The sequence below is a fragment of the Shinella sp. HY16 genome (genome assembly GCF_028534175.1).
Taxonomy (GTDB): Bacteria; Pseudomonadota; Alphaproteobacteria; order Rhizobiales; family Rhizobiaceae; genus Shinella.
The window spans coordinates 2115125-2140383 of the sequence record NZ_JAHYXL010000001.1 but is presented as its reverse complement, the minus strand read 5'-3'; the positions used below and the strand labels follow the sequence as shown (position 1 = coordinate 2140383).

Genomic DNA, 25259 nt, shown 5'->3' with positions numbered 1-25259 from the left:
GTGGCCCCCAGCATCAAAGCGAGGTATCCCTCATGACGTCTGCACTGGCACCGGATGCGCTCGGCCCCACGATCTGCGTGGGCGAGATCCTTGTCGAGATCGTCGCGACGACGGTCGGCACGGGATTTGTCGAGGCCCAGCCGCTGATCGGCCCCTTTGCCAGCGGTGCTCCGGCGATCTTCATTTCCCAATGCGGGCGCTTCGGCGGCCAGGCCGCGATGATCGGTGCCGTGGGCGATGACGATTTCGGGCGCGTGAACGTCGAGCGCCTAAAGCACGATGGCGTCGATGTCTCGGCCATTTCCATCGATCCCGAATTCCCGACGGGCAGCGCCTTCGTCCGCTATCGGGACAACGGCTCGCGCGACTTCGTGTTCAACATCGCGCGGTCTGCCGCGGCGCGTTTCGGATGGAGCGTACCTGTGAGCGACCTTGTCGGGCGGGGCGGGCACCTGCACGTCATGGGCTCGGCGCTGTCGATGCCCAGTGCCATTGCCGTCATCGACAAGGCGGTCGATATCATCAAGGCCCGTGGCGGTACGTTGTCCGTCGATCCGAACATCCGCAAGGAGCTGAAACTCGACGCGGAAACCGAGCGCCGTTTCGATCGCCTCGTCTCCGCCGCCGATCTGCTCCTGCCGTCGGGGGAAGAGCTGGAGCGGGCGGCCGGCGTGGATGGCGAAACGGCTGCGGTTCGCCGCCTGTTCGAGCGCGGCGTGAAGGAGGTCGTCCTGAAGCGCGGCGCTGATGGGGCCAGCTATTTCAACGGTGACGGAACGCGGGTCGACGTGCCGGCCTTCGTGGTCGAGGAGGTCGATCCCACGGGTGCCGGCGATTGTTTCGGCGGCGCCTATGTCGCCGGCCGCCGCCTTGGCCTGACGCCGCAACACGCCCTGACCTATGCCGCCGCCGCAGGTGCCCGCAACGTGACCCGCCTCGGCCCGATGGAGGGCGCGGGAACGCGGGACGAACTCGACGCTTTCATCGCTTCGACGGGGAGGTATTCGTGATGGGGGTCGCGCTGGGGGAACTTGCGGCGCTGCGGCGCCAGGGCACGCCGAAGGGCGTCACATCGGTCTGCTCGGCCCATCCGCTGGTCCTGCGGGCGGCGCTGCGGCATGGCGCAAAGACCGGACGTACCGTGCTGATCGAGGCGACGTGCAATCAGGTCAACCATCTGGGCGGCTATACCGGCATGCGGCCGGCGGATTTTGCCCGCCTTGTGCACGAACTGGCCGTGGAGGAGGCCTGCCCACGGGAGCTTATCGTCCTCGGGGGGGATCATCTCGGCCCCAATCCATGGCGCGAGCGGCTGGCCGAAGAGGCGATGGCCGAGGCGGAGGCGATGGTCGCGGCCTATGTCGATGCCGGCTTCCGCAAGATCCACCTCGATGCCTCCATGGGGTGCCGCGGCGAGCCGGCGGCGCTGGATGACGAAACGACGGCGCGTCGTGCCTGCCGGCTTGCCGCCGTTGCGGAAGCGCGTGCGGCTGCTGCCGGCGGCGCCATGCCTGTCTATGTCATCGGAACGGAGGTGCCGCCGCCGGGCGGCGCCGATCACGCCCTGACGTTGATCGAGCCGACGGACGGTGTGTCTGCCCGCAAGACCATCGAAATCCATCGACGGGTCTTCACCGAAGCCGGGCTGTCGGCGGCCTTCGAGCGTGCAATCGGCCTCGTCGTGCAGCCGGGCGTCGAATTCGGCAACCACAATGTGATCTTCTACGACCGGACAAAGATCGCCGGGCTTGCGCAGGTTCTCGACGCGGAACCGCAATTCGTCTTCGAGGCGCATTCGACCGACTACCAGGGAACCGGTTCGCTCGCCGCGCTTGTCGAGGATGGCTTCCCCATTCTGAAGGTCGGCCCGGAACTGACATTCGTGCTTCGCGAAGCGCTCTATGCACTGGATGCTATCGCGTCGGACCTGGTCCCCGACTACGGGGAGCGCCCCCTCATGGCGGCCATGGAGGCCGTCATGCTGCATCACCCCGAGCACTGGTGCCGGCACTATCATGGCGTGAAGGAGGAGCGGCTGCTGCGGCACTATTCGCTTTCCGACCGCATTCGGTACTACTGGGCGACCCCGGAAGCGGGGGCCGCCGTCGGGCGGCTGTTTACTGCCTTGAAGGACCGCACCGTGCCGCTCCCGCTGTTCTGGCAGCACATGTCTCCGGCGGGCCGGTTCGCCGACAGGCCGCTGGACCCGGAGGCCGTCGTCATCTGGCGGATTGCGCAAACGCTCGCCGCCTACGCCGCCGCCGGCAACCGATAGATCGATTTTCCGGCGCAAGGAAACCCGTCGTGCTCTTCAGCATGGAAAACGCCACCCCGGCTTCTGGGCCGGGGTGGTGTTCGCGTTGCTACTCGATGACGGTGATCTTCGAGCCGTTGAGGAATTTTGCAGGCTCGAAGCCGCGCGCGACGGCCATCGGGACCATCAGAAGCTGGATGGGGAGGATTTCCAGCACAGGCAGAAGCCCTTCCGCAACATCGGGCAGGGACAGGACCGGTTCGTTCCCCGCAACGGCCGCTGCCGTGGCTTCCGGCGCGATGACGAGGCACCGGCCGCCGAAGCGGGTGATGTCGGCGACGGTCTTCAGGTTGAGGTCGAGCGTCGCACCGGCGCCGCCGAGGAACAGCAGGCTGCGGAACCCGTCGCGCACCAGTTCCAGCGGACCGTGTCGGAACTGGCCGCCGGACAGTGCCTGTGTCGGTGCTTTTGCGGCCTCAGCCGTCACCAGCGCGGCCATCTGGGCGCTGGCATAGCTTGCGCCGCGGCCGATGAAGGTCAGCGGCCTGTCGTGACCGAGCGTGGCCAGCGTTTCGCCCATCCGCGCGGGCAGGGTGGAGAGCAGGGTTTCGGCGGCATCGGCGAGCGTGGCGATGTCTGCTGCCAGGGTGTCGCCGTCGCCGGTCAGCAGGCGCTCCAGGATATAGAGGGTGGCAAGGCCGGCGGTATAGGTCTTGGTCGATACGGTCTGCTCGGGGCCGACCTCCGTCGCCAGCGCCAGCGTGGCCCAGCGGGCGAGGGTGTTGTCGCTGGGATTGGTGATCGCAACCTTGACGGTGACGCCGGCGTCCAGTTCCGTCATGCGGCGCAGTTCGACGCTTTCGCCCGACTGCGAGATGGCGATGACCATGGTGCCGGCCCGCAGCAGCGCCGGCGCCTGCTGGATCAGTTCGGACGTATCCCAGAGCGAGACCGGGACCGGCAGTGCCTGGCTCAGCCGCAGCCAGGTGCCGTAGGCGCTGAACAGGGAGCCGCCCATGCCGGTGAGAAGGACATGCCGCACATCGCCGTTGTCGATCGCGGTGCGGATCGCCTTGGCCTTGGCAATCAGGTCGGGCGTGACGAGCCGGCCGAGCTTGCGGATTGCCGCCGGCTGTTCGGCGATTTCGTCGAGATAGGACTGGGACACGGAAACTCCATCATGGCTTGGTGGTGGGAAAGATCTGCGCTGCCGCACCGATGATGCCGGCGTCGTTGCCGAGAGAGGCAAGCGCGAAACGGACCGGTGCGAGATAGAGGTCGAGGCCCGAGAGCCGCGCCTCCCGCTCCAGCGGGGCGAGCAGCAGGTCGCCGGCCGCGCTCAACCCGCCGCCGAGCAGAATGACGTCGGGCGCGAAGATCTGCGCCCAGGTCGCCGCACCGCGGCCGAGCCATCGCCCGACATCCGAGAGCATCGCCTTTGCGGCCGCATCGCCGGCAAGCGCTGTTGCGATGACATCGGACGCATCGGCCTCCCGTCCGTGGTCACTTGCTCTTCTGGCGAGTGGACTGTCCGGCACCTCGACGCAATAGCGCCGCGCGATGCCGTTCAGGGCGTCGCCGGACGCCAGCGATTCCAGGCAACCGACGCATCCCTGGCGGCAGGGGCGGCCGTCGCTGCCGTGGATGATGAGCTGCCCGGCATTGCCGAGGCCTCCGCCCGACGTGATGAACGGCTTTCCGTCGATGGTGAGCGCAACGCCGATGCCGGTCCCTGCCGCGATCAGGAGAAGGCGGCGGGCAGCGCGATCCTTGCCGAACATCGCTTCCGCAAGACCGGCTGCGGTTCCGTCGTTCTCCATCCGTGCCGGAAGGGAAAACAGCCCGCCGATCCGCTCGGCCAGCGGGAAGTCGTCGAGGGCAGGGATGTTGCCGAGATCGCCGGACAGGTTGTCCGGATGGATGCGGCCCGGGAAGCCGATGCCGATCCCCAGCACCCTCGCCGCCGGATGTGCGCCCAGGATGTCGCGAACCGTTTCGGCATACTGCGCGACGATCGTGTCCGCATCGTCGGTATCGCCGACGACCACGCGCCGTCGCTCGATGATCTCGCCCCCAGTCGAGACGAGGCCGATCTTCGTGCTGCCGCCGCCGATGTCGATGCCGATTGCGAAATCCTGTTGCGACACGGGTGCTCCTAGAGGCGATATCGATTGACGTTCAGCATGAAGCCGTCGCCCTTGTAGACGGACTTCACATATTCGACGGCCTGGTCCGTATCGGTGACCGTGACACGCCAGACGGTGAGAACCGGTGCGCCGGGCGCGATCTTCAGATGGGCGGCCTCTTCGTCCGTGGCCGCTGCCGGCTCGAACAGCGCGTCCGTCCAGGTGGGCACGATGCCCCAGGTCGATGCCATCTCGGCATAAAGCGAAGCACCCTCGAACATCGCCCGCGTTGCCGAAGGATAGAGCGCGGCAGGCAGGTATGCGTCCTCCAGCGCCACCGGATCGCCGTCGATGCTGCGCACCCGGCGCAGAAAGAGGAAATCCGGGCCGCTTTCGCTCTCGGTCTGGAGATGCTTGCGGAAGGCGGGCGACAGAGGCTGTCCTTCCGCGAAGGCGACGACCACAGAGCCGGGCTCGGCGCCAAGCTTGCGCACTTCCGTCGTGAAACTGTGGAAGCCCGAGACGCCCTTCATGCGCGAGGCGGTGCTGAAGTAGCCGCGGCCGTGCTCGCTATAGATGACGCCGCGGGTTTCGAGCTGCTTAAGCGCCTGGCGGATGGTGACGCGGGAGACGCCGAATTCCCGCGACAGTTCACCTTCCGAGGGCAGGGCGAAATGCGCACCGTTGCGCGCCTTCACCGCGCCGTCGAGGATTTCGGCCACCTGCGCATACATCGGGACAGCGCCGCTCTTGCGGATCGGTTTCTTCTTCAGCCATGTCTCGGTCATCGGTTTTCCTTTCTCGTGAGGCGGTCAAACCAACAGTCTCTAACATGTCGAGACAAGTCGGCAAGCGCACCTTGAGAATGTTCCCTTCGCCGTCAGCGCCGCGTCATGGTTGCGGCGATCTTTTCCGCGACCATGATGATCGGGGCGTTGATGTTGGCGGAGGGCACGCGTGGCAGGATGGAGCCGTCGACGATGCGCAATTTTTCCAGCCCGTGCACCCGGCCGGCGGCGTCGGTGACGGCATGGTCGTCCGCGCCCATGCGGCAGGTGCTGGTCGGGTGGTGTTCGGTGTTGGCGACGGTGCGCAGCCACCCTTCGATCTCGGCGTCCGAAGCCTTGAGGCCGGGCGTATCGACCGGCTGGCCGCGATAACGATCCCAGGACGGCTGGTGCGCCATGTCCAGCGTCTTGCGGATGCCGTCGATCATTTCGAGCGTGTCGCGCCGGTCGGTGAGATAGTTGAAGCGGATGGAGGGTTTTGTGGCGGGGTCGGCGGATTTTAGCGCGATCCGGCCGCGGCTGTAGGGCCGCATCTGGCTGACGAAATACTGGAAACCATCGGAGATCGTCACCTTGCCGGATTGGAAATCGGCGAGGAACGGCAGGAATTCGTGCTGCATGTTGAAATAGGGCACGGTCTCGCTGCTCTTGAAGAAAGCGCCGACCTCGAAGAAATTGGTCGCGCCGAGGCCGCGCTTGAACAAAAGCCATTCGATGCCGAGCTTCAGCCGGCCGAGCATGTTGAGCTGCCGGCGGATCGAGACGCCGCCCGGCGAGGTGAAACGCAACGGGGCAACGACATGGTCCTGTAGATCGGCCCCGACGCCGGGCAGGTGGGCGGCGCTGGCGATGCCGTGCTCCTTCAGGGCCTCACGGTCGCCGATGCCGGAGAGCATCAGCAGATGCGGCGAGCCGACCGTGCCGGCCGACAGGATGGTTTCGCGGGCGGCGCGCAGCGTCTTGCGCTCGCCGCGCTGCAAGAGCGTGACGCCCGTCGCTGTGCGGCCGTCGAGAAGGATCTTTTCGACGAGGCAGCCTGTCATCACGGTGAGGTTGGGGCGATTTTTTGCCGGGGTGAGGTAGGCGAGACTGGTGCTGCAGCGCACGCCGTCGCGGATGGTCGCCTGGGTGATGTGGACGCCGTCTTGCGCGCCGCTGTTATAGTCGCCGGCATCGGGCAGGCCGAACTCCTGCCCAGCCTTCAGGAAGGTGCGGTAGAGCGGGTGGTCGGCCTTGCTGCGCACGACATCGATGGGCCCTGCACCACCGCGCATCGGGTCGCGGCCGCCCTCGAAGTTTTCCAGCCTCTTGAAGAAGGGCAGGCAATCCTCGAAATCCCAGCCATCGACGCCGAGTTCGCGCCAGCCGTTGTAGTCCTCTTTCGCGCCGCGCACGAAAACCATGCCGTTGATCGAGGAGCTGCCGCCGAGGCCGCGTCCGCGCGCCTGACCGATGCTGCGGCCATGCAGTTCCGGCTCCGGCTCGCTTTCGAATTTCCAGTTGTAGCGGTCGCTTTCGATGGGGAAGGTCAGCGCCGCGGGCATCCGGATGAAGAGGCTGCGGTCGCTTGGCCCAGCCTCGACGAGGCAGACGGAAACGGCCGGGTCGGCGCTCAGCCGGTTGGCCAGCACGCAGCCCGCCGAACCGGCGCCGACGATGACATAGTCGAATTCCTGGGGGCTCTTGCGCATCGCATCCTCTTCGTCTCGGCCTGTCGCCGGATAGTCTGACCGTTCTCGTCCGCTGGCAAATCCATCGATGGTGGGCTTTCCGCCGTTCGATGCGTCTGCTCGGGCACTAGACAGGGCTTCAAGCCTGTGTTAGCTGGTCTTTAACATGTAGTAACAAGTTGTCAAGTGAACAACTTACTGCGTGGGGATCAAAACCAACCGGGAGCATGATCATGAAACGAAGGGCATTTCTCGCGCTGACGGCCGCCTCCGTCGCCTTCACGCTGTCCACCAGCGCTCACGCCATCGACTGGAAGCAGCAGTCCGGCAAGGAAATCACGGTGCTGCTCAGCGAGCACCCGTGGACAGCCGAGCTGCGCAAGCATGTCGGGGAATTCGAGGCGGAGACCGGCATCAAGGTGAAGATCGATGCCTTTGCGGAGGACCTTTATTCGGACCGCATGAACCTTGCCGTCCGCTCGGCCAATTCCGTTGCCGACGTCTACATGATCCAGATGGACTCGGCGCTCTATACGCAATGGGAAGCCGGTGTCGTCGAGCCGCTGACGCCCTATCTGAACGATGCCGCCAAGACGGATGCCGACTACAATCTCGCCGACTACCCAGAAGGTTTTCGCGCCGGTGCGTCTTTCCCGGTCGGCAAGCCCGATCCGCAGCTCTATGCGATCCCGATCTCGTTCGAGGCCTATACGCTCTTCTACAACAAGGCGCTGGTCGACACATATCTCGGCGGCAAGGTGCCGGCGACGATGGACGAATTGATCGCCGCTGCGAACGAGATCAGCGCCAAGGGCGAGGGCAAGATTTTCGGCGCCTCGATGCGCGGCAAGCGCTCGGCCGAACTGGTCGATACGATGACGGGTATCGTGCTCGACGCATGGGGCAACGAGCCGGCCGACCTTCCCTACAACATCTGGTTCGATGGAGACTGGTCGAAGCCGCGCTTCGACGATCCGCGCATCGCCAAGGGCCTTTCCTACTATGCCGGCCTCCTGAAGGCTGGTCCGCCGAGTGCTTTGTCCTATGGCTGGGAGGATGCCAGCCGCTTCTTCTCGCAGGGCAATGCCGCCTTCTTCGTCGATGCCTCGGTCTTCGGTCCGAGCTTCGAGGATGCGAAAACCTCGGCCATCGCGGGCAAGGTCGGCTATGCGCCGCTGCCGGCCTCGACGGGTGATATCGGCTATAGCGGCCATTGGTCCTGGGGCATTTCCATCGCCAAGAACTCGCCGAAGAAGGATGCCGCCTGGCTCTTCGTGCAATGGGCGACGAACAAGAAGATGACGGCGGCGCTGGGTGTGGCGACAGGCGGTGCGCCGCGCGATTCCGCATGGGCTGATGCCGACTACGTCAAGGCACTTGATGCCGGCTATGTCGCGGCCGTGAAGACTCAGATGCAGCACACCCGCCCCACCTCGGTGTTCCGCCAGGGCTGGAACGACGTCGTGCTCATGATCGTCGACGCCATCCACCAGATCTACCAGGGTACGTCGCCGGAGGATGCGGTGGCCGAACTCCAGACCAACGTTCAGGACACGCTCGAATAGACCGTTTCTCCCGCGGGGCCGGCCTGTCCGGCCCCATTTTTCCCGAAAGCAGGATCGTATCGACCATGCGCCGAGACAAACATATCCGCTGGCTGATCGCGCCGGCCCTCGTGCTTCTGGCCGCCGGAACGCTCTACCCGGTCGTCTATGCCGGCTATCTCTCGCTGCTCCAATGGAACTGGGGTTCGGAGGCGAAATTCGTCGGGCTGCGGAATTTCGTGCGTATCCTGTCGGGCAGCGGCTTCTCGAAGGCGCTGTTCAACACCTTCTATTTCGCTGTCTTCGCCGTGGTCATCGAGACCCTGCTCGGCCTCGGCCTGGCGCTCGCCATCAACCGTATCCGCATCGGCGCGGGCCTGATCCGCACGCTGATGATCCTGCCGCTGATGGTTTCTGGCATCGCCGTGTCGCTGATCTGGAAGGTCATGCTCGATCCGACGCTCGGCATCGTCAACTACCTTCTGTCGCTCGTCGGCATTCCCGGTCCCGCCTGGCTCGGCACGGTGCCGACCGCCATGCCCTCGATCATCATGATCGACACCTGGTGGCAGACGGCCTTCACCTTCATCATTCTGTCCTCTGCGCTGAAAAGCCTGCCGGCCGAGCCCTTCGAGGCAGCGCGGCTGGAGGGGGCGACACCCTTCCAGACCTTCCGCCACGTCACGTTGCCGATGCTCAAACCGGTGCTGATCACCATTGTCATCTTCCGCACCATCGACACGCTGAAAGTCTTCGACATCATTTTCGGCACGACCGGCGGCGGGCCGCTCAGGGCCACCGAAAGCGTGCAGACACTCGCCTACCAGACGGCCTTCAAGTCCTACAAGTTCGGCGAGTCCGCGGCCATCGCCGTCGTCTTCTCGCTGATCATCCTGACGCTTTGCATCATCTACCTGATGATCGACACCGATGAAGGAGAAAAGGCATGAGCGCTTCCACCCGCCGCGCCCTCTGGCCCTATGCGGTCGCCGTCCTCGCCGTCGCCGTCTCGCTGTTTCCGATCTTCTGGATCCTGACCATCGCGCTGAAGACGCAGGTCGACGCCTTCGCCATGCCGCCGGTCTGGTTCTTCACGCCGGTCTGGGAGAATTTCGTCAAGGCGTGGTTCTCGACGGGTTTTTCCGGCGCGTTCCTCAATAGCTTGATCGTCTGCGCCATCGGCAACGTGCTGGCTCTCGCCGCCGGCATTCCGGCCGCCTATTATCTCAACAAGAAGCATGTGCCGGGACGCCGTACGATCCTGATTTGGCTGCTCGTTTCCTACATGCTGCCGGAATTCCTGTTCATCGTGCCGATCTATGTGCTGTTCCAGTCCATCGGGCTCTACGACACGGTGATCGGCCTGGCGCTGATCTACCAGGTCTTCACGCTGCCCTTCACGATCTGGCTGCTGCGCGCCTTCTTCGCCGATATTCCCGAAGCGCTTGCCGAAGCGGCGCGGCTGGAGGGCGCGAGCACGTTGCGCATCGTCTGGACGATCTACGTGCCGATCGCGGCACCGGGCATCGCCGCCACCGTCATCCTCAATTCCATCAAGATGTGGAACGAGCTGACCATCGCGCTCGCGCTGACCTTCGAGAAGGCGCAGACCGTGACGCTCGCCGTCGCCGGTTTCCGTGGCTACGCCTCCATTGACTGGGGCGCGATGTCGGCTGCCTCCATCATCATCATCCTGCCCATGGCTCTGTTCGCCATTCTGGCGCAACGGCGCATCGTCCAGGGTCTCAGCCTCGGCGCGGTCAAGTAAGCCCCCGATCAATCAAGGAAAAAAGCCATGTCCGCCGTTTCCCTGGAAGGCATCGATATCTCCTACGGCTCCGTCGATGTCGTGCGCAATCTCGATCTCGACATCAAATCGGGCGAGTTCGTCGTCTTCGTCGGCCCCTCCGGCTGCGGCAAGTCGACGACGCTGCGCCTGATCGCCGGGCTGGAGGAGGGCCGCTCCGGCAACATCTCCATCGGCGGCCGCGTCGTCAACGAGGTCGATCCGGCCCGGCGCGACGTCGCCATGGTGTTCCAGAACTATGCGCTCTTCCCGCATATGTCGGTTGCCGACAACATCTCCTTCGGCATGCGGCTGCGCGGCGAGGCGAAGGACAAGATCGCGGCGAGCGTGGCGGAGGTGGCGCGCATGGTCGGTCTTCAGGATCACCTGCACAAGCGGCCGGGCGCGCTTTCCGGCGGCCAGCGCCAGCGCGTGGCGCTCGCCCGCGCCATCGTGCGCAAGCCCGCGGTCTTCCTGTTCGACGAGCCGCTCTCCAATCTCGACGCCGAATTCCGTGCTGCCATGCGCCACGAGCTGAGCAAGCTGCACCGCGAGCTCGGCTCAACCATGATCTACGTGACCCACGACCAGGTCGAGGCGATGACGATGGGCGACCGCATCGCCGTTCTCGCCCCGCTGAAGCAGGCGGGTCGTTCGAACCTCATGCAGTTCGGCACGCCGGAAGAGGTCTATCATCGCCCCGCCAACCTTTTCGTCGCCAAGTTCATCGGCTCGCCGCCGATGAATTTCTTCGAGGGCCGGGCGGACGGCGGCGACATCCGTATCGGCGGTCTGACCCTTCCCGGCGCGCGCCATCTTCCCGCCGTACTGACCGTCGGTGTCCGCCCGGAACACGTTCGCCTTGGCGCGGGCGAGGGGGCGTCCATCACCGGCACGGTCGAGGGCGTCGAAAACCTCGGGCACGAAAAACTCTGGTTCCTGTCCACCCCGGAAGGCCGCATCATCGCCCGTACGCCCGATGGGGTCAGCCATGCGGTTGGCGAGCGTGTCGATGCGCATTTTGCAACGGACAAGCTGCACCTCTTCGACCGCGCGACGGGCGGGCGGGTCGAGATAGAGGGGTAGCGACGCGCCATCAACCGCCCGGTCACCGCGAGTGGTTGTCATCGGGGTGCCGGCAGTGCTCGCCTGTGGGGTTACGAATTCACCACCGTGCGAAACGCCTGGGCGAGTTTCCGGACTGCGACGTCCATCTCCGCCGGCGTATAGGCGGCAAAGCCCATCAGGAAGCCCGCCTTGCCATGGCCGCCTGCGTGAAGCGACGACAGGCCCAGCAACTCGATACCGGTCCGGCGGGCTGCCTCGACAGCGGCATGTTCGGAGAGGTTGCCGGTCAGCACGCACGGCATCTGCAGGCCGCCGATGGGAACGCGCGGTTCCACGAACTCGGACAGATGTGTCCGAACGAGACCGACCAGCACCTCCAGGCGTGCGGCATAGACGCTGCGCATCGTGCGGACATGCGCACCAAAATGCCCACCTTCCATGAAGCGGGCGAGCGTCAGCTGCGCAAGCGGCGCCGAATGCCCGTCGAGCAAGGTGCGCGCGACGGTCATCGGCTGCACGAGCGCGGGCGGCAGCAGTGCATAGCCGATCCTCAGGCCCGGAAAGAGCGATTTGGTGAAGGTGCCGATATAGATGGTCCGCTCGTGCGGATCGAGGCCCTGCACGCAGGCGGTCGGTTTGCCGGCATAGTGAAACTCGCTGTCATAGTCGTCCTCGATGATCCAGCCCTCGTGGCGGGCCGCCCATTCGATGAGGGCGAGGCGGCGGTCGAGCGCCAGCGTGGCGCCCGTCGGGAACTGGTGGGAGGGCGTCAGGAAGACAGCCTTGGCACCCCGGGGCTCGGCCATGATCTGTTCGGCCATCAGCCCCTGGCGATCGAGGCGGACGGGCACGCAGTCGAGTGCCGCTGCTTCGAAGGCCCTGCGCGCGCCATAATAAGCCGGGTCTTCGATGAAAATGCGGTCCCCGGGATCGAAGAGCATCGTCGCGCACAGCGTCAGGGCCTGTTGCGAACTGGTGAGAACCAGCACCCGGTCGGCTGTGGCGCGGGCACCGCGCTCGAGGTTGATGTAGTCGGCAATGGCGCGTCGCAACGGTTCGGTTCCCTGCGGATCGCCGTGAAGCAGCGCGCCGGTGCCGACCTCCTTCAACACCTGCCGCTCGAGGCGTTCCCACAGATGCAGCGGTAATGTGCGCGTCTCCGGCACGCCGGGTGCGAAAGGTCTCGGTGCGAGCGGTTCGCGAACGCCGCCGCTGCGGAACATGGCTTCGCCGCGCTTGCTGAGGGCGGGCGCCTGTTTGCGCACCCGCCGGTCGCGCGGTGCGGGCCGGCGCGGTGGCGAGAACTCGGTCATCTCGGATACGAAGCTGCCGCTGCCGACCCGGCGCTCGATGAAGCCCTCGGCGTGAAGCTGGGCGTAGGCCGCCTCGACAGTGTCGCGCGAGACACCGAGCGACCCGGCAAGCGCCCGCGAGGCGGGCAGGGGCTTTCCCGCGCCAAGTGCGCCGTCGAGAATCAACTGCCGGATCGCCCGCTGGATCCGCGCGTGAAGCGGCAGGGCCGCATGGGCGGGCTGGGCAAGCCAGGCCTTTACGGTTTCCAGTTGGGAATGCTTGAACAATTGGTCTGAGCCTTCTTGACGAAATGGATGGGATAATCCGGCCATTTGCCGGCTAGATGTCAAGCCCTTCGTCGGCCATGCGCCGTCGCGTCCAGGAGCTTCGTCACAACATGTCCCCCGTACCATCGCCCATCCGCCTCCATGATCTGACGCATCCCGTCGTTGCCGGGCTGATCTCCGTCATCGTCAATTATGGCGGCACCTTCATTCTCGTCTTTCAGGCCGCCAAGGTCGCGGGCCTCGGCCCGGACCTGACGGCGTCCTGGGTCTGGTCCGTTTCCATCGGCGTCGGCGTGACCGGGCTTGTTTTGAGCTGGCACTATCGCGAACCGATCATCACCGCCTGGTCGACACCGGCGGCGGCGTTCCTCGTCACCGCGCTCGCCACCACGCCCCATGCGGAAGCGGTCGGTGCCTATATGGTTTCGGCGGCTGCCTTCGTCGCGCTCGGTCTTTCGGGTTGCTTTGAGAAGGTCATCCGGCTGATCCCGCCGGGCATCGCATCCGGCCTGCTCGCCGGTATCCTGCTGCAGTTCGGCATCGGCGCGTTCAGCGGCGCGAGCGTCGATCCGTTGCTGGTCGGTCTGCTCATTCTCGCCTATGTCGTGTTGAAGCGGTTCTGCGCCCGTTATGCCGTGGTCGGCATCCTCGTGCTCGGGCTGGTCTTCCTGCTTGCGCAGGGCAGGGTCGAGCTGTCAGGCCTTGCGCTGAAATTTGCCGCACCGGTCTTTACCATGCCAGAATTCTCGCTGAATGCGCTGCTGTCGGTCGCGTTGCCGATGTTCCTCATCACATTGACCGGCCAGTACATGCCCGGAATGCTGGTGCTCCGCAACGATGGCTTCAGGACGAGCGCCAATCCGATCCTTGCCGTGACGGGGCTCGGTTCCCTCGTCATGGCGCCCTTCGGATCCCACGCCTTCAACATCGCGGCGATCACGGCTGCCATCGCCACCGGCCGGGAAGCCCATGAGGATGGTCGCAAACGCTGGATCGCCGGGATTGCCGCAGGCTGCTTCTACGTGCTCGTCGGGGTGTTCGGCGTGACGCTTGCGGCCGTCTTCATGGCCTTTCCCGCAACCTTCATCACCACGCTCGCCGGTCTCGCCCTGCTCGGCACGATCGGCGGCAGCCTTGCGGGGGCGATGGCCGATCCGTCCTCCCGCGAGGCTTCGCTCATCACCTTTCTCGCCTCCGCCGCGAACATCAACCTGCTTGGCATCGGCGGGGCCTTCTGGGGGCTGGTCATCGGACTTCTTGCCTATGGCGTGCTGAACGGCCGGGTGCGTCTGCCCCGGCCTACGGGGCCTGTCAGCCCCGGAAAGGTGGCGGACAGGCAATGGCGGCCATAAGTTTGTGCTCCTAGAACGTGGTTTCAAGCTCGGCCACGAGACGCGCCAGTGCCGTATCGCAACGCTCGAGCTGGGCGCGGCTGACGAATTCGTCCGGCTTGTGGCCCTGCTCCATCGAGCCGGGGCCGCAGATCGCGGTGGAAAGGCCAAGCCCCTGTTCGAAGAGGCCGCCCTCGGTGCCGAAGGCGACCTTGTGCGTGCTCTCGTCGTCGAGGATCCTCTTCAGGAGACCTATGGCGGGCGCGTCGGTTCGGGTGTTGAGACCGGGATAGTCCGAGACGGGCTCGATCTCGATACAGGCCATGGGAAACCGATTGCGATAGGGGCTCGCGATGGCCTCGGCATCGGCCGCGATGGCGGCGAGGATGGCGTGCGGGTCGTCCTCGGCGATGGTGCGGATCTCGAAGTCGATCTCGCAGCGGTTCGGCACGATGTTGAGCGCGGTGCCGCCATGCATCATGCCCGCGTGGATGGTCGAATAGGGAACATCATAGTCGGGGTCGCGCGCACCGTTTTCCGCAAGCGCCTCTTGCCGCGTCTGCAGCGCCTTTATGAAGGCAGCGCCGAGATGCAGCGCGTTGAGGGCGTTCGGGGCGAGGGCGGAATGGCCTTCCTGTCCGTGGCAGCAGGCGCGGAGCGCCTGCTTGCCCTTGTGGCCGGTGGCGATGCGCATCTCCGTCGGCTCCCCGACGATGCAGAGCGCCGGCCGCTCGGCGCGCCCCGCCAACGCCTCGATCATGCCGCGCACGCCCATGCAACCGATCTCCTCGTCATAGGAAAGCGCGAGATGCAGGGGGCGTTTCAGCGGCCGGCCGGCAGCAAGGAGCGCGGCGCGAAGGCTCGCCGCGACGAAACCCTTCATGTCCGCCGTACCGCGGCCGTGGAGACGTCCGTTGCGCTCGGTCAGCGTAAAGGGATCGCTGCTCCAGGCCTGTCCCTCCACCGGCACGACGTCCGTATGGCCCGACAGGACAACGCCGCCCGGCCCCTCGGGACCGATGCTGGCCCAGAGGTTGGCGCGGCTGCCGTCCGGATGGGCGAAACGCTCGATGCGTGCGCCTGCCGGGCGCAGAAGCCCTTCCACATGGTCGAGCAGCGCAAGGTTCGAGCGGCGCGAGATCGTCGGCTCTGCGACGAGGCGGGCGAGAATGTCGGGCGTCGAGGGGATCATGGTTCAAAGATCGCCCGGCACGCCGTAACTCGGCGCCCCCGAAGGATTGAGCGCACGCGTCACATAGGCGTCCATCTCGCCGCGCCAGCGCTCCCACAGCGCCGCGCAATCTTCGATCGGGTCGCCGTCGGTCCAGTCGACGCGCAGGTCCGCAACGTTCCAGGAAACCTTGTCGACCATGACGAGGCCCATGGAATGGACCGGTCCTTCCTCGCCGCCGGCTGCGACGGCCGCACGCATCGCTGCAATCAGCCGGTCGCCGAGATGCTTTCCGGCGGCGGCTTCGAAGGCCTCGACCATCGTCTGCGGGATAGCCGTCGTCGTCAGCATGTTGCCGGCGGCGATCACGTTGTTGCCGCGCGCCGTCGCATGGGTGCCGAGGGTTCTCGCGCCCGAATAGGCGGCCGTGCGGCCCGCCGCATCGACGAGGGCGAGCTGGCGGTATTCGATATGCGGGGCTTCCGCAACGAGGCGTTCGAGTGCGGCCTCAGCCGACAGTCCGCCCGCCATCAGCTCAAGCCCCTTCGGGCCGAGCCGGGGATCGGTGACGTTCTGCGTCGAGACGGCGCCGACGCCAGCGCGCACATGGGCGCAGCGCGCCGCAACGCTCGGCGAGGACGAGGACACGGCGATGCCGAACATGCCGGTATCGGCGCAGCGGCCCGAGACGGAAAAGGTCATGCGGTCCTCCTTCACGCTTCGTCGGGAATGACGGCGGTCGCCTCGATCTCGACCAGCCATTCCGGACGGGCGAGCGCCGAGACCACGAGGCCGGTGGAGACGGGGAACACGCCCTGGAGATACTTGCCCATCTCCGTATAGACGGCCTCGCGATAGCGGATGTCGATGAGATAGACGACGACGCGGCAGATATGGCTGAGGTCGGAGCCCGCCTCCTCGAGCAGCATCTTGATGTTTTCCATGGCCTTGCGGGCCTGCGCGCCGGCATCGCCGATATGCAGGCTCTCGCGCGTGTCGAGATCCTGCGCGATCTGCCCGCGCACGAACACCGTCGCCCCGCGCGCCACCACCGCCTGGCAGAGGTCGTTGTTCAGCTTTTGCTCGGGGTAGGTTTCCTTGGTGTTGAAGGGGCGGATGCGGGTGTGCACGGGCATGGATGTCTCCTTGACGATGGCGGGGAGCGCCGCGGTTACCCGCGGCGCCATGGCGAACTATTGCAGAAGCTGTGTCCAGACGCGGGTCACGAGGTCCTGCGCGGCGGCCGAGCAGGTGCGCGAGAAGGTGATCGGCACGTCGGGATAGAGCTCGGGTGCCTTGTCCTTGGTGTAGGTGACCTTCGCCTGCACGACCTTCATCGGCGAGGAATGGGCGTAGAAGTTCATCTGCTCGGTGGCGTTTTCCTGTGTGGAGAGGAACTCGATGAACTTTACCGCATTGTCGCGGTTCGGCGCGCCCTTGGGGATGACGAGGCTGTCCATCCAGCCGACAAGCCCTTCCTTGGTCATGGCGAGGCTGACGGGCGAACCGGCCTTGCGCGCCTTCAGCGAATCCCCGTCCCACCAGAAATGGGCCGAGACCTCGCCGGAGGCGAGACGGCTTGCGATATTGTCGGAGGAGTAGGCGGCGACAGCCGGCTTCTGGGCCATCAGCAGATCCAGAACCTTCTTCATCTCCGCCTGGTCCTCCGAGCAGAAGGGCACGCCGAGATAGAGCTGGGCCGCGCCGATCACCTCGTCGGGATAGGAGAGCAGGGCGATCTTGCCCTTCAGCTCACCGTCCGGCTCAAAGAAGTATTTGAAGCTGTCGGTCGGTCCCTTGTACTGATCGGTGTTCACCACGAAGCCGGCAGTGCCGTAGGCGAGGGGGATCGAATAGGCCTGTTGCTCGTCCCACCACTGGTTGCGCCATTTCTCCTCGATGTTCTCGTAGGCCTTCAGCTTGCTGGCCTCGAAATTCTCGATAAGGCCCTCGTCGATCATGACGCGCAGGAAATGCTGCGACGGCGTGGCGATGTCGTAGCCGGAAGAGCCGGCCTGCAACTTGGTGAGAAGGTCCTCGTTGGAGGTGAAGCTGTCGACATTCACCTTGACGTCGTTCTCCTTGGAGAACTTTTCGATGAGGGCCGGCGAGATGGATTCGGCCCAGGCATAGATGTTCAGTTCTCCCGCGGCCTGTGCGCCGGTGGCGAAGCAGAGGGCAAGGGCCGTGGCTGCAAGATAGGTCTTCATTGTCTGTTCCTCTCTTTGATTATGGTTCGGCGTTCTCACGGGCGCCGCGCGCCGCGACCAGGAGCGCGACGGTGGCAAGGATGAGCGAGGCAAGGATCAGCAGGGTCGCGATGGCGTTCAGCTCCGGCGATGTGCCGGCGCGGATCAGCGAGAAGATGTAGACGGGCAACGTCGTCGAGCCGCCCGTGGCAAGCAGGTTCGAGGTGATGAAGTCGTCCATCGAAATGAGGAAGGCGAGCATCGCGCCGGAGAAGACACCGGGGAAGATCAGCGGCAGCGTCACCCGGCGGAAGGTCGTCCAGCGATCCGCATAGAGGTCGGCGCTTGCCTCCTCGAGATCGAGCGACATGCCCTGCAGGCGGGCGCGGATCGGCAGGAAAGCGAAGGGCGTGCAGAAGGCGGAATGAGCGACGACGAGCCGCAGCATGCCGTTCTGGATGTCGAGCAGCGAGAACAGGATGAGCGTGGCGACGGCGAGCACGATTTCCGGCAGGAGCAGCGGCAGGTTGACGATCGTCTCGGAAAGCTTGCGGAAGCGCAGGTCCTTGCCGCGGATGATCGCGAGCGCGGCGGAAAGCGCGATGAGGGTGGAGACGGCGGTCGCGATGGCGGCCACCGTCAGCGAGGTCCTGAGTGCGTTCATCAGGGCGGCATTGTTGAGTGCCGAGCCGTACCAGTCGAGGGAAAAGCCCGTCCAGACACCCGCAACGCGGTTGGCGTTGAAGGAGTAGACGACGATGATGGCGAGCGGGGCGTAGAGATAGAGGAAGAAGACAGCGGTGAGGGGCCCGAGGCCCGGGTAGTGCTTGACGTCGTGGCGAATGTTCATGGCGTCACCTCCCGGCGGGCGGCGCGCAGCGCGGTGACGATCAGGAAGACCATGACGAGCGCCATCAGCGCCATGGCGATCGCCGCGCCGAAGGGCCAGTTGCGGCCGCCGCCGAACTGCAGCTGGATCAGCGAGCCCATCATCATCTGCTTGCCGCCGCCCATCAGCGTCGGCTCCAGCACCGCGCCGAGCGAGGGCACGAAGACGAGGATGGCGCCGGCCGTAAGGCCAGGGGCGGTCAGCGGCAGGATCACCCGGCGCAGCGTCACCCAACGGTCGCCGTAGAGATCGTGCGACGCCTCGATCAGTGTGCCGTCGAGCTTTTCGATGGAGGCGAAGACCGGCAGGACCATCAGCGGCATGGCGGTATAGACCATCGCCGTCAGCGTCGCGCCGTCGTTGAACATGAAGCTCATGCCGGAAGAGAACCCGAAGGCTTCGAAGAGGCGCGGCAGGGTGCCGTCCTTGCCGAGAATGATCATCCAGGCATAGACGCGCAGGATCATCGAGACCCAGAACGGCAGCGTCACGAGATAGACGAGGATTGCCTTGCGGCCGGGCGGCTGGCGCGAGATGAAATAGGCGACCGGCACGGCGAAGAGAAGGCAGATCAGCGTCGTCGCGCCGGCCAGCAGGAAGGTGCGGCCGATGATCATAAGGTATTGCGGGGTGAACTCCAGCTCGCCCGTCCAGCCCTCGTTGAAGAGGATCTGGCGATAGCCCGCGAGGTTGAGGTCCCAGGCAAAGCCGCCATGGGCGCCGCGCGTGGAGAGCGAGACGGCGGCGATGATGAAGATCGGCAGGATCAGCGCAAAGCCCATCAGCAGCCGTGACGGCAGCAGGCCCCAGAAGGAGAGGTCGTGCCAGAAGCGGGTGCGCGGGGCGCGCTCCGTTCCGGCGGGGGCGTGGAGGGCGGTGTCGCTCATGCCGTCAGCACTCGCGCCGAAGCCACGACGAAGCCGACCGGAACCTTTGCGCCGAGCGGGATCGTATCCCCCTCGCGCGAGGCGTTGCGGCGCGAGGCGCGCAGTTCGGTGCCCGCGACGTCGAGCGTGTAGTGGGTGTAGCCGCCCATATAGTTCTTGTTGGTGATGCGCCCCTCGAAGGTGACGCCGTCCGTCGCCCCCTGGGCCTGATTGCCGAGGTTGATCTTTTCCGGACGCACGGAAAGCGTCGCACGCCCCCGGGCGGTGGGGCCGGTGGCCGGTACGGTGATCGACAGGCCGAAGGGCGTGCGGACGGTCGCTTCCCCGGCCGCGGTTTCCAGCACTTCGACCTCCAGAAAGTTCGTTTCGCCGACGAAATCGGCAACGAAGCGGTTGACGGGCTCCTCGTAGATTTCCGTTGGCGTACCGATCTGCTGCACCTCGCCGCCACCGAGAACGGCGATACGATCGGACATGTCGAGCGCTTCTTCCTGGTCGTGGGTGACGAAGACGAAGGTAATGCCGGTGTCGCGTTGCAGGGTGCGCAGTTCGTCGCGCATCGCCTGGCGCAGTTTAAGGTCAAGGGCGGAGAGCGGTTCGTCGAGCAGCAGCACTTCCGGCTCCGGCGCAAGCGCGCGGGCGAGTGCGATGCGCTGGCGCTGGCCGCCGGAAAGCTGGGCGGGCTTGCGCTTCGCCATCGCGCCCATGTGCACGCGTTCCAGCATCTCGCCGACGCGGCTCTTGATACGCGCCTTGTCCCAGCCGAGGTTTTCCAGGCCGTAGGCGACGTTCTGCTCCAGCGTCATGTGCGGGAAGAGGGCGTAGCTCTGGAAGACGGTGTTGACGCGGCGCTTGTGCGGCGGGATGGCGACGACCTCCTTGCCGTTGAGCAGTATCGAGCCGGTGTCCGGGCTTTCGAAGCCGGCCAGCATGCGCAGCAACGTGGTCTTGCCGCAGCCGGAGGGGCCGAGCATGGTAAAGAACTCGTTGCTGCCGATGTCGAAGCTGACGGATTTCAGCGCCTGATAGGCCCCGAAGGACTTCGAGACCGATTTCACTTCGATGGCCTTGGGCTGCTGGGTCATGCCGTGCTCCTCACGCCGGTTCGAGCTGGGTGACTTCGCGGCGGAAGGGCAGGTCGTCGCCGATATCGGGCGTGTCCAGTTCCCGCGCGTAGCGATGGCCGGCATAGGTCGCCCAGGCGATGGGGGCCGGCGCCGCGGCGTCGCCGATGATCTTGATGCTCTTGATGCCGGCGTCGGCCCAGTCGGCTTGGCGGGCGATCAGGTCGTTGTAGAGCGCATCTTCCGAAAGGCGCGAGGCAACCATGACGACGGCGTCGCAGCCGATGGTCTTGCTGCGGCCGGTATAGGTGCAGTTGGTCTCGACCTCGCCGGCGCGAATGGCGGTGACGCCGCGGTTGAGGCGGATGTCGACGCCGAGATCGTCGAGGCGCACATGGATCGCGCCCTGTTCCAGCGTGTTGCGCGTCCAGTCGGAGACATAGGCCGAGGGCGTGACGAGGATGACGCTCGCACCGGCCTTGGCCATCACCTCGGCCATCACGCCGCCCATGTAGTAGTGGTCGTCATCGTAGACCACGACGGTCTTGCCGACGAGGTTTTCCGGGTGGACCTTCGCCATGATGTCGTCGGGCGTCCAGACGGTCATGGCGGGATCGATCGGCATGGGCACGACATGCTGGCGGGCGACGCCATCGCGCCGCCAGCGCGAGCCGGTGGCGATGGCGACGTGCTCGAAGCCGAAGCCGAGCACGTCCTCGGCGGTGAGGCGGCTGTCGAAATAGGTTTCGACATTGGTGCGCTGGGAAATCTGGTACTGGCGGTAATCGACCACGCGGCCCCAGGCGGAAAGGCCGGGCAGCAGCCGTTCGCGCGAGACACGGCCGCCGAGCGTCGTGGTGGCTTCGGCCAGCGTCACGTCATAGCCGCGCAGCGAGAGGGCGCGGGTGGCCTCCAGCCCGGCGGGGCCTGCGCCGACGACGAGCACGGTCTGGCTCTCGCCCTTCTCGTTCATGCGCTCCGGGTGCCAGCCCTTGCGCCATTCCTCCATGAAGGTCGGGTTCTGCGTGCAGCGGCTGATCGACATGGTCATGTCGCCGGTGATGCACATGTTGCAGCCGATGCACTCGCGGATATCCTCGATGCGGCCTTCCTCGATTTTCTTCGGCAGGAAGGGATCGGCGATGGAGGGGCGGGCGCAGCCGATGAAATCCAGCACGCCCTGACGGATCATGCGTGCCATCACATCCGGCGAGGTGAAGCGGCCGACGCCGACGACGGGTTTCGAGGACAGTTCGCGGATGCCCTTCACCAGAATTTCCTGCGCGCCCTCCTCCTTGAAGCGGGAGGGCCCGGAACAGTCTTCCCATGCGCCGTGCGCGAGGTCCCAGAGATCCGGCAGGTCGGCGTTCATCTCGACGAATTCGCGCACCTCCGCATTGGAGAAGCCGAGTTCGCCGATGGTCTCGTCCAGGCTGACGCGCATGGTGATCGCCGTCGTGTCGCCGACGGCATCGCGGATATCGGCCACCACCTCGCGGGCGAAGCGCGAGCGGTTTTCCAGGCTCCCGCCATAGTCGTCGGTGCGCTGGTTGGTGGCGCGCGACAAGAAGTGCTGGAAGATGCCGAACCCGTGCGCGCCGTAAAGACAGATCAGGTCGAAGCCGGCGATCTTCGAGCGCTTGGCGGCGTTGACGAACCAGCGGCGGAGATTCTTGATGTCGGTGAGGTCGAGCGCGCGGGCCTGCACCGGATCGTTGGTGAAGGTGCGGATCGGCAGCGCGGAGGGCGCGAGCGGCACTTCCTTGGTATAAAAGTTCGGGCCGTTGATGCCGGAATAGGCGAGCTGGATGCCGGCGAGCGCGCCGTGCACCTTCATCGCGTCGGACATGCGGCGAAGGCCGGGAATGTCCTTGTCCTCCCACAGGCGCAGCTCGATGAAAGGCGTGATTTCCGAGGTGTGGTGCATCTCGGTCTGCTCGGTGAAGATGACGCCCCAGCCGCCCTCGGACTTGATGCCGCGCATCGCCGCCGCCGCCGAGGGGTCCCGGTAGCCGCCGCCGTTGCAATGCGGCACCTGGTAGAACCGGTTTTTGGCGACGTGCGGGCCGATCGCGCGGGGTTCGAACAGGATGTCGTATTTGGCGTCACGCATGGCAATCCTCAGGGTTTGTGAGGCTATAGGATTGGGGGAAGGGCTTCGGGTAAATGATGCGTTCCGGAAGCATGGATTAGGTTCAGGCTAATCGAGACTGTTTGCCGGACGGCCCGATATCCTCGATCGATGCGAGAATATTCAGTCTCTTGGAAAATATCTTTTGATTTCAGTCAATTATGAAAAATTTGGCGCCGGCCCCCCCGCAATGCATGTGATCGCGGCGGGAGCCGGCGCCCTGATGGTCGATGGCCGGGCGGCCGATGCCTAGTATTTCACCCACACGGTTTTGAGCGCGCAGTACTTGTCGAAGCTGTGAAGGGAGAGATCGCGACCGAAACCGGACTGCTTCATGCCGCCGAAGGGTGTCATCGCCGAGAGCGCGTCGACCGTGTTGACCGAAACCGTCCCAGCGTGGAGACGGTCGGAGACGGAGAGCGCACGCGAAAGGTCCTTCGTCCAGACGGATGCGGCAAGCCCGTATTCGCTGTTGTTCGCCATGCGCAGCGCCTCTTCGTCGCTGTCGAAGGGCGTGATGGCGAGGACGGGGCCAAAAATCTCCTCGCGGGCGATGCGGGCATCCGGCGCGACGTCGTTGAAGATCGTCGGCTGGATGTAGCAATCCGAGCCGTTGCGTGTCTCGCGTTCGCCGCCATGGGCGAGGCGGGCTTCCTTGCGGCCGATGTCGATATAGGAGGCGACACGGTCGGCATGGGCCTTTTCGACGAGCGGGCCCATGCGGGTTGCGGGATCGAGCGGATCGCCGAGTGGCCAGGCGGCGGTGGCGGCGATGACCTTCTGTGTGAACTCCTCCTGCACGGAGCGGTGCACCAGCAGGCGCGAATTGGCCGAGCACACCTCGCCGGAGTTGAACAGGATGCCGAAGGCCGCCATCTCGGCCGCCTTGTCGAGATCGGCATCGGCGAAGACCAGACTGGGCGACTTGCCACCGGTCTCCAGCCAGACCTGCTTCATGTTGCTTTGCCCGGCATAGGTCATGAAGAGCTTGCCGACCTTGGTCGAGCCGGTAAAGACGAGCGCGTCGACATCGCCATGCAGGCCGAGCGCCCGGCCGGCATCCTCGCCATAACCGGGCACGACATTCAGCACCCCGTCCGGCAGGCCGGCCTCGGAGGCGAGTTCGGCCAGCATCAGGGCGGAGAGCGGCGATTGTTCGGCCGGTTTCAGCACCACGGAATTGCCCGTGGCGAGCGCCGGCGCGAGCTTCCACGTCGCCATGTCGAGCGGAAAGTTCCACGGCACGACGGCGCCGATGACGCCGAGCGGCACGCGGCGGATCAGGGCGAGATCGCCGCGGCCGGTGGGCGCGATCTCGTCGTAGAGCTTGTCGATGGCCTCCGCATGCCACTGGAAGAAGTGGGCGGAGCCGGGCGCGTCGATGGTCGAGCTGTCGGTGATCGGCTTGCCGACGTCGAGTGTTTCGAGAAGGGCGAGTTCCGGGATGTTGTCGCGGATGAGCGCGGCGAGGCGCAGCAACACCTCCTTGCGCTCGGCCGGCGACTTGCCCGACCAGCGGCCGTCGTCGAAGGCGCGGCGGGCAGAGGCCACTGCAACATCGATATCGTCAGCGGTGCCGCGGGAAACCGCCGTCAGCACTTCGGCATTGGCCGGGTTCACGGTCTCGAACCGGCCGCCTTTCGCCGCCTCGCGAAAGCTTCCGTCGATGTAGAGGCCGTTGCGGAACTTCAGGCGTGCGGCTCGCTCGCGCCATTCGGTCGTCGTCGTCATGAATTGCCTTTCTCTTGCTGGGCGGCATCGGCGCAAACCGGCAGGTCCATGCCCATGCCGCGGATCGTCTCGCCGCAGAAATCGATGAAGCGCCGGACGGTGAGTGCCGGGGTCGAACCGGCCATCGACAGGATGCCCATGCGCATCGGACGCAGGTTTCCCGTCAGCGGCACAAAAGTCAGCCGGCCGCCATCCAGCGCATAGGTGGAAACCGGCCGGATATTGGCGATGGAATAGCCGAAGCGGTTGGCGACCATGGCGCGCATCACGGACATGTCGCGTGTGCGCTCGGCGATATGCGGTGTGAGGCCGGCCTCGCGGAAGAGCGACAGGAAGTAGGCCGAGCTGTGCGGCAGGTCGAGCAGGATCATCGGATGGGGTGCAAGATCCTCCACCGTGACACCGCTGCGGCCGGCCAGCGGATGATCCTCGTGCAGCACCGCATAGGGCGGCAGGACCGCCAGCTCGTGGAAGGTCACGTCGGCGGGAATGTCGAGGTCGTAGCTGAGTGCGATGTCGAAGCGCGCCATGCGCAAGCCTTCGAGAATGCGCGCCTGGTCGCGCTCGTACTGGAAGAAATCGACGTCGGGATAGGCGTCGGAAAAGGCGCGGCGCAGCGAGGGGATGACGGCCTGCGCAAAGGTGACGAGGCAGGCGACATGCAGCGGCCCGCGCACCTGGCCCGTCAGTTCGTTGGAAAGGGCGTTGAGCTTTGCGGCCTCTGAGAGGATCTGCCGTGCCTGCGCGACGAAGCTGTGGCCGGCCTGGGTCAACGACAAGCCATGTGCGTGACGGCGCACGAAGAGGTTGATGCCGAATTCCTTCTCGAGCTGCGAGATCGCGGCCGAGACGGATGGGGCCGAGACGTTGACCCGTTCGGCCGCCTCGGTGACCGAGCCGAATTCCCCGACCGCGACGAGATATTCCAGTTGCCGGAGCGTGAAGCGCAACACCATGTCTGTTCCCCTGTTGAGGCGCCAATTAAGGAACAGATTCGCACGCGCGGAAAGGGCACGCTCCTCGGGATTGTGAATGACGGGCTCGTCTTCG

Annotated in this window: 22 protein-coding genes; 7 read left to right on the top strand and 15 right to left on the bottom strand. The window is 65.4% G+C overall.

Annotation, left to right across the window (positions count from 1 at the left end):
- The first annotated feature begins 32 nt into the window (after nt 1–32).
- Both K0P03_RS10785 and K0P03_RS10780 read left to right on the top strand, forming a co-directional pair.
- Entirely contained in the window at nt 33–1010 is a 978-nt protein-coding gene (locus tag K0P03_RS10785; RefSeq protein ID WP_272789569.1) for a tagatose kinase, read from the top strand.
- Entirely contained in the window at nt 1010–2275 is a 1266-nt protein-coding gene (locus K0P03_RS10780) for a class II D-tagatose-bisphosphate aldolase, non-catalytic subunit (protein WP_272790472.1), read from the top strand. Before K0P03_RS10785 ends, K0P03_RS10780 begins: the two co-directional genes overlap by 1 nt.
- 88 nt (nt 2276–2363) lie before the next feature.
- Here the strand turns inward: K0P03_RS10780 and K0P03_RS10775 are convergent, their stop codons facing one another.
- The 4 genes from K0P03_RS10775 to K0P03_RS10760 all read right to left on the bottom strand — a co-directional run bounded on the left by K0P03_RS10775 (nt 2364) and on the right by K0P03_RS10760 (nt 6859).
- On the bottom strand, nt 2364–3422 hold the full coding sequence (locus K0P03_RS10775) for an SIS domain-containing protein (protein WP_272789568.1): 1059 nt from the start codon (nt 3420–3422) through the stop codon (nt 2364–2366).
- Between the two features lie 10 nt (nt 3423–3432).
- Nucleotides 3433–4401 (bottom strand): ROK family protein, encoded by a 969-nt coding sequence (locus tag K0P03_RS10770; protein ID WP_272789567.1) that lies wholly within the window; start codon nt 4399–4401, stop codon nt 3433–3435.
- A gap of 8 nt (nt 4402–4409) precedes the next feature.
- Complete coding sequence (locus tag K0P03_RS10765; protein WP_272789566.1) at nt 4410–5168, bottom strand: GntR family transcriptional regulator; 759 nt, start codon at nt 5166–5168, stop codon at nt 4410–4412.
- Nucleotides 5169–5260: 92 nt separating this feature from the next.
- Nucleotides 5261–6859 carry a GMC family oxidoreductase gene (locus K0P03_RS10760; RefSeq protein WP_272789565.1) on the bottom strand — a complete coding sequence of 533 codons (1599 nt, stop codon included), beginning with the start codon at nt 6857–6859 and terminating at the stop codon, nt 5261–5263.
- Nucleotides 6860–7071: 212 nt separating this feature from the next.
- Between K0P03_RS10760 and K0P03_RS10755 the strand changes: the two genes are divergently transcribed.
- The 4 genes from K0P03_RS10755 to K0P03_RS10740 all read left to right on the top strand — a co-directional run bounded on the left by K0P03_RS10755 (nt 7072) and on the right by K0P03_RS10740 (nt 11254).
- On the top strand, nt 7072–8403 hold the full coding sequence (locus K0P03_RS10755) for an ABC transporter substrate-binding protein (protein WP_165909318.1): 1332 nt from the start codon (nt 7072–7074) through the stop codon (nt 8401–8403).
- Between the two features lie 65 nt (nt 8404–8468).
- Nucleotides 8469–9332, top strand: coding sequence for a carbohydrate ABC transporter permease (locus tag K0P03_RS10750; RefSeq protein ID WP_023516777.1), 864 nt, complete (start codon nt 8469–8471; stop codon nt 9330–9332).
- Entirely contained in the window at nt 9329–10150 is an 822-nt protein-coding gene (locus K0P03_RS10745) for a carbohydrate ABC transporter permease (protein ID WP_024271533.1), read from the top strand. The genes K0P03_RS10750 and K0P03_RS10745 overlap by 4 nt, the downstream gene beginning before the upstream one ends.
- Before the next feature lie 27 nt (nt 10151–10177).
- Entirely contained in the window at nt 10178–11254 is a 1077-nt protein-coding gene (locus K0P03_RS10740; protein WP_272789564.1) for an ABC transporter ATP-binding protein, read from the top strand.
- A 71-nt stretch (nt 11255–11325) separates the two neighbouring features.
- Here the strand turns inward: K0P03_RS10740 and pdxR are convergent, their stop codons facing one another.
- The gene (pdxR, locus tag K0P03_RS10735; protein ID WP_272789563.1) at nt 11326–12816 is read right to left on the bottom strand and encodes a MocR-like pyridoxine biosynthesis transcription factor PdxR; all 1491 of its coding nucleotides are present in this window, start codon (nt 12814–12816) and stop codon (nt 11326–11328) included.
- A 110-nt stretch (nt 12817–12926) separates the two neighbouring features.
- Between pdxR and K0P03_RS10730 the strand changes: the two genes are divergently transcribed.
- Nucleotides 12927–14168 (top strand): benzoate/H(+) symporter BenE family transporter, encoded by a 1242-nt coding sequence (locus K0P03_RS10730; protein ID WP_272789562.1) that lies wholly within the window; start codon nt 12927–12929, stop codon nt 14166–14168.
- A 10-nt stretch (nt 14169–14178) separates the two neighbouring features.
- Here K0P03_RS10730 and argE read toward each other — a convergent pair whose 3' ends face one another.
- From argE to K0P03_RS10680, 10 genes are all read right to left on the bottom strand, one after another.
- Nucleotides 14179–15339, bottom strand: a complete 1161-nt coding sequence (argE, locus tag K0P03_RS10725; protein ID WP_272789561.1) for an acetylornithine deacetylase — start codon at nt 15337–15339, stop codon at nt 14179–14181.
- A 3-nt stretch (nt 15340–15342) separates the two neighbouring features.
- Nucleotides 15343–16020: a DUF1028 domain-containing protein gene (locus tag K0P03_RS10720; RefSeq protein ID WP_272789560.1), complete on the bottom strand. Its 678-nt coding sequence runs from the start codon at nt 16018–16020 to the stop codon at nt 15343–15345.
- Nucleotides 16021–16031: 11 nt separating this feature from the next.
- Nucleotides 16032–16454, bottom strand: coding sequence for a RidA family protein (locus tag K0P03_RS10715; RefSeq protein ID WP_050743390.1), 423 nt, complete (start codon nt 16452–16454; stop codon nt 16032–16034).
- Nucleotides 16455–16511: 57 nt separating this feature from the next.
- Nucleotides 16512–17528, bottom strand: coding sequence for an extracellular solute-binding protein (locus K0P03_RS10710; RefSeq protein WP_130515522.1), 1017 nt, complete (start codon nt 17526–17528; stop codon nt 16512–16514).
- A gap of 19 nt (nt 17529–17547) precedes the next feature.
- The gene (locus tag K0P03_RS10705; protein ID WP_272789559.1) at nt 17548–18357 is read right to left on the bottom strand and encodes an ABC transporter permease; all 810 of its coding nucleotides are present in this window, start codon (nt 18355–18357) and stop codon (nt 17548–17550) included.
- Complete coding sequence (locus K0P03_RS10700) at nt 18354–19283, bottom strand: ABC transporter permease (protein ID WP_272789558.1); 930 nt, start codon at nt 19281–19283, stop codon at nt 18354–18356. The genes K0P03_RS10705 and K0P03_RS10700 overlap by 4 nt, the downstream gene beginning before the upstream one ends.
- Complete coding sequence (locus K0P03_RS10695) at nt 19280–20368, bottom strand: ABC transporter ATP-binding protein (protein ID WP_272789557.1); 1089 nt, start codon at nt 20366–20368, stop codon at nt 19280–19282. The genes K0P03_RS10700 and K0P03_RS10695 overlap by 4 nt, the downstream gene beginning before the upstream one ends.
- Before the next feature lie 10 nt (nt 20369–20378).
- Entirely contained in the window at nt 20379–22460 is a 2082-nt protein-coding gene (locus K0P03_RS10690; RefSeq protein WP_272789556.1) for an oxidoreductase, read from the bottom strand.
- Nucleotides 22461–22727: 267 nt separating this feature from the next.
- A complete protein-coding gene (locus K0P03_RS10685; protein WP_272789555.1) occupies nt 22728–24209 on the bottom strand; it encodes an aldehyde dehydrogenase in 1482 nt (493 codons plus the stop codon).
- Nucleotides 24206–25165 (bottom strand): LysR family transcriptional regulator, encoded by a 960-nt coding sequence (locus K0P03_RS10680; protein ID WP_130515534.1) that lies wholly within the window; start codon nt 25163–25165, stop codon nt 24206–24208. Before K0P03_RS10680 ends, K0P03_RS10685 begins: the two co-directional genes overlap by 4 nt.
- Nucleotides 25166–25259 lie beyond the last annotated feature (94 nt).

Coding starts and splice junctions, on each gene's coding strand:
- K0P03_RS10785 (WP_272789569.1), top strand. CDS start 33: ATGACGTCTGCACTGGCACCGGATGCGCTCGGCCCCACGATCTGCGTG.
- K0P03_RS10780 (WP_272790472.1), top strand. CDS start 1,010: ATGGGGGTCGCGCTGGGGGAACTTGCGGCGCTGCGGCGCCAGGGCACG.
- K0P03_RS10765 (WP_272789566.1), bottom strand. CDS start 5,168: ATGACCGAGACATGGCTGAAGAAGAAACCGATCCGCAAGAGCGGCGCT.
- K0P03_RS10760 (WP_272789565.1), bottom strand. CDS start 6,859: ATGCGCAAGAGCCCCCAGGAATTCGACTATGTCATCGTCGGCGCCGGT.
- K0P03_RS10755 (WP_165909318.1), top strand. CDS start 7,072: ATGAAACGAAGGGCATTTCTCGCGCTGACGGCCGCCTCCGTCGCCTTC.
- K0P03_RS10750 (WP_023516777.1), top strand. CDS start 8,469: ATGCGCCGAGACAAACATATCCGCTGGCTGATCGCGCCGGCCCTCGTG.
- K0P03_RS10745 (WP_024271533.1), top strand. CDS start 9,329: ATGAGCGCTTCCACCCGCCGCGCCCTCTGGCCCTATGCGGTCGCCGTC.
- K0P03_RS10740 (WP_272789564.1), top strand. CDS start 10,178: ATGTCCGCCGTTTCCCTGGAAGGCATCGATATCTCCTACGGCTCCGTC.
- K0P03_RS10730 (WP_272789562.1), top strand. CDS start 12,927: ATGTCCCCCGTACCATCGCCCATCCGCCTCCATGATCTGACGCATCCC.
- argE (WP_272789561.1), bottom strand. CDS start 15,339: ATGATCCCCTCGACGCCCGACATTCTCGCCCGCCTCGTCGCAGAGCCG.
- K0P03_RS10720 (WP_272789560.1), bottom strand. CDS start 16,020: ATGACCTTTTCCGTCTCGGGCCGCTGCGCCGATACCGGCATGTTCGGC.
- K0P03_RS10715 (WP_050743390.1), bottom strand. CDS start 16,454: ATGCCCGTGCACACCCGCATCCGCCCCTTCAACACCAAGGAAACCTAC.
- K0P03_RS10710 (WP_130515522.1), bottom strand. CDS start 17,528: ATGAAGACCTATCTTGCAGCCACGGCCCTTGCCCTCTGCTTCGCCACC.
- K0P03_RS10705 (WP_272789559.1), bottom strand. CDS start 18,357: ATGAACATTCGCCACGACGTCAAGCACTACCCGGGCCTCGGGCCCCTC.
- K0P03_RS10700 (WP_272789558.1), bottom strand. CDS start 19,283: ATGAGCGACACCGCCCTCCACGCCCCCGCCGGAACGGAGCGCGCCCCG.
- K0P03_RS10695 (WP_272789557.1), bottom strand. CDS start 20,368: ATGACCCAGCAGCCCAAGGCCATCGAAGTGAAATCGGTCTCGAAGTCC.
- K0P03_RS10690 (WP_272789556.1), bottom strand. CDS start 22,460: ATGCGTGACGCCAAATACGACATCCTGTTCGAACCCCGCGCGATCGGC.
- K0P03_RS10685 (WP_272789555.1), bottom strand. CDS start 24,209: ATGACGACGACGACCGAATGGCGCGAGCGAGCCGCACGCCTGAAGTTC.
- K0P03_RS10680 (WP_130515534.1), bottom strand. CDS start 25,165: ATGGTGTTGCGCTTCACGCTCCGGCAACTGGAATATCTCGTCGCGGTC.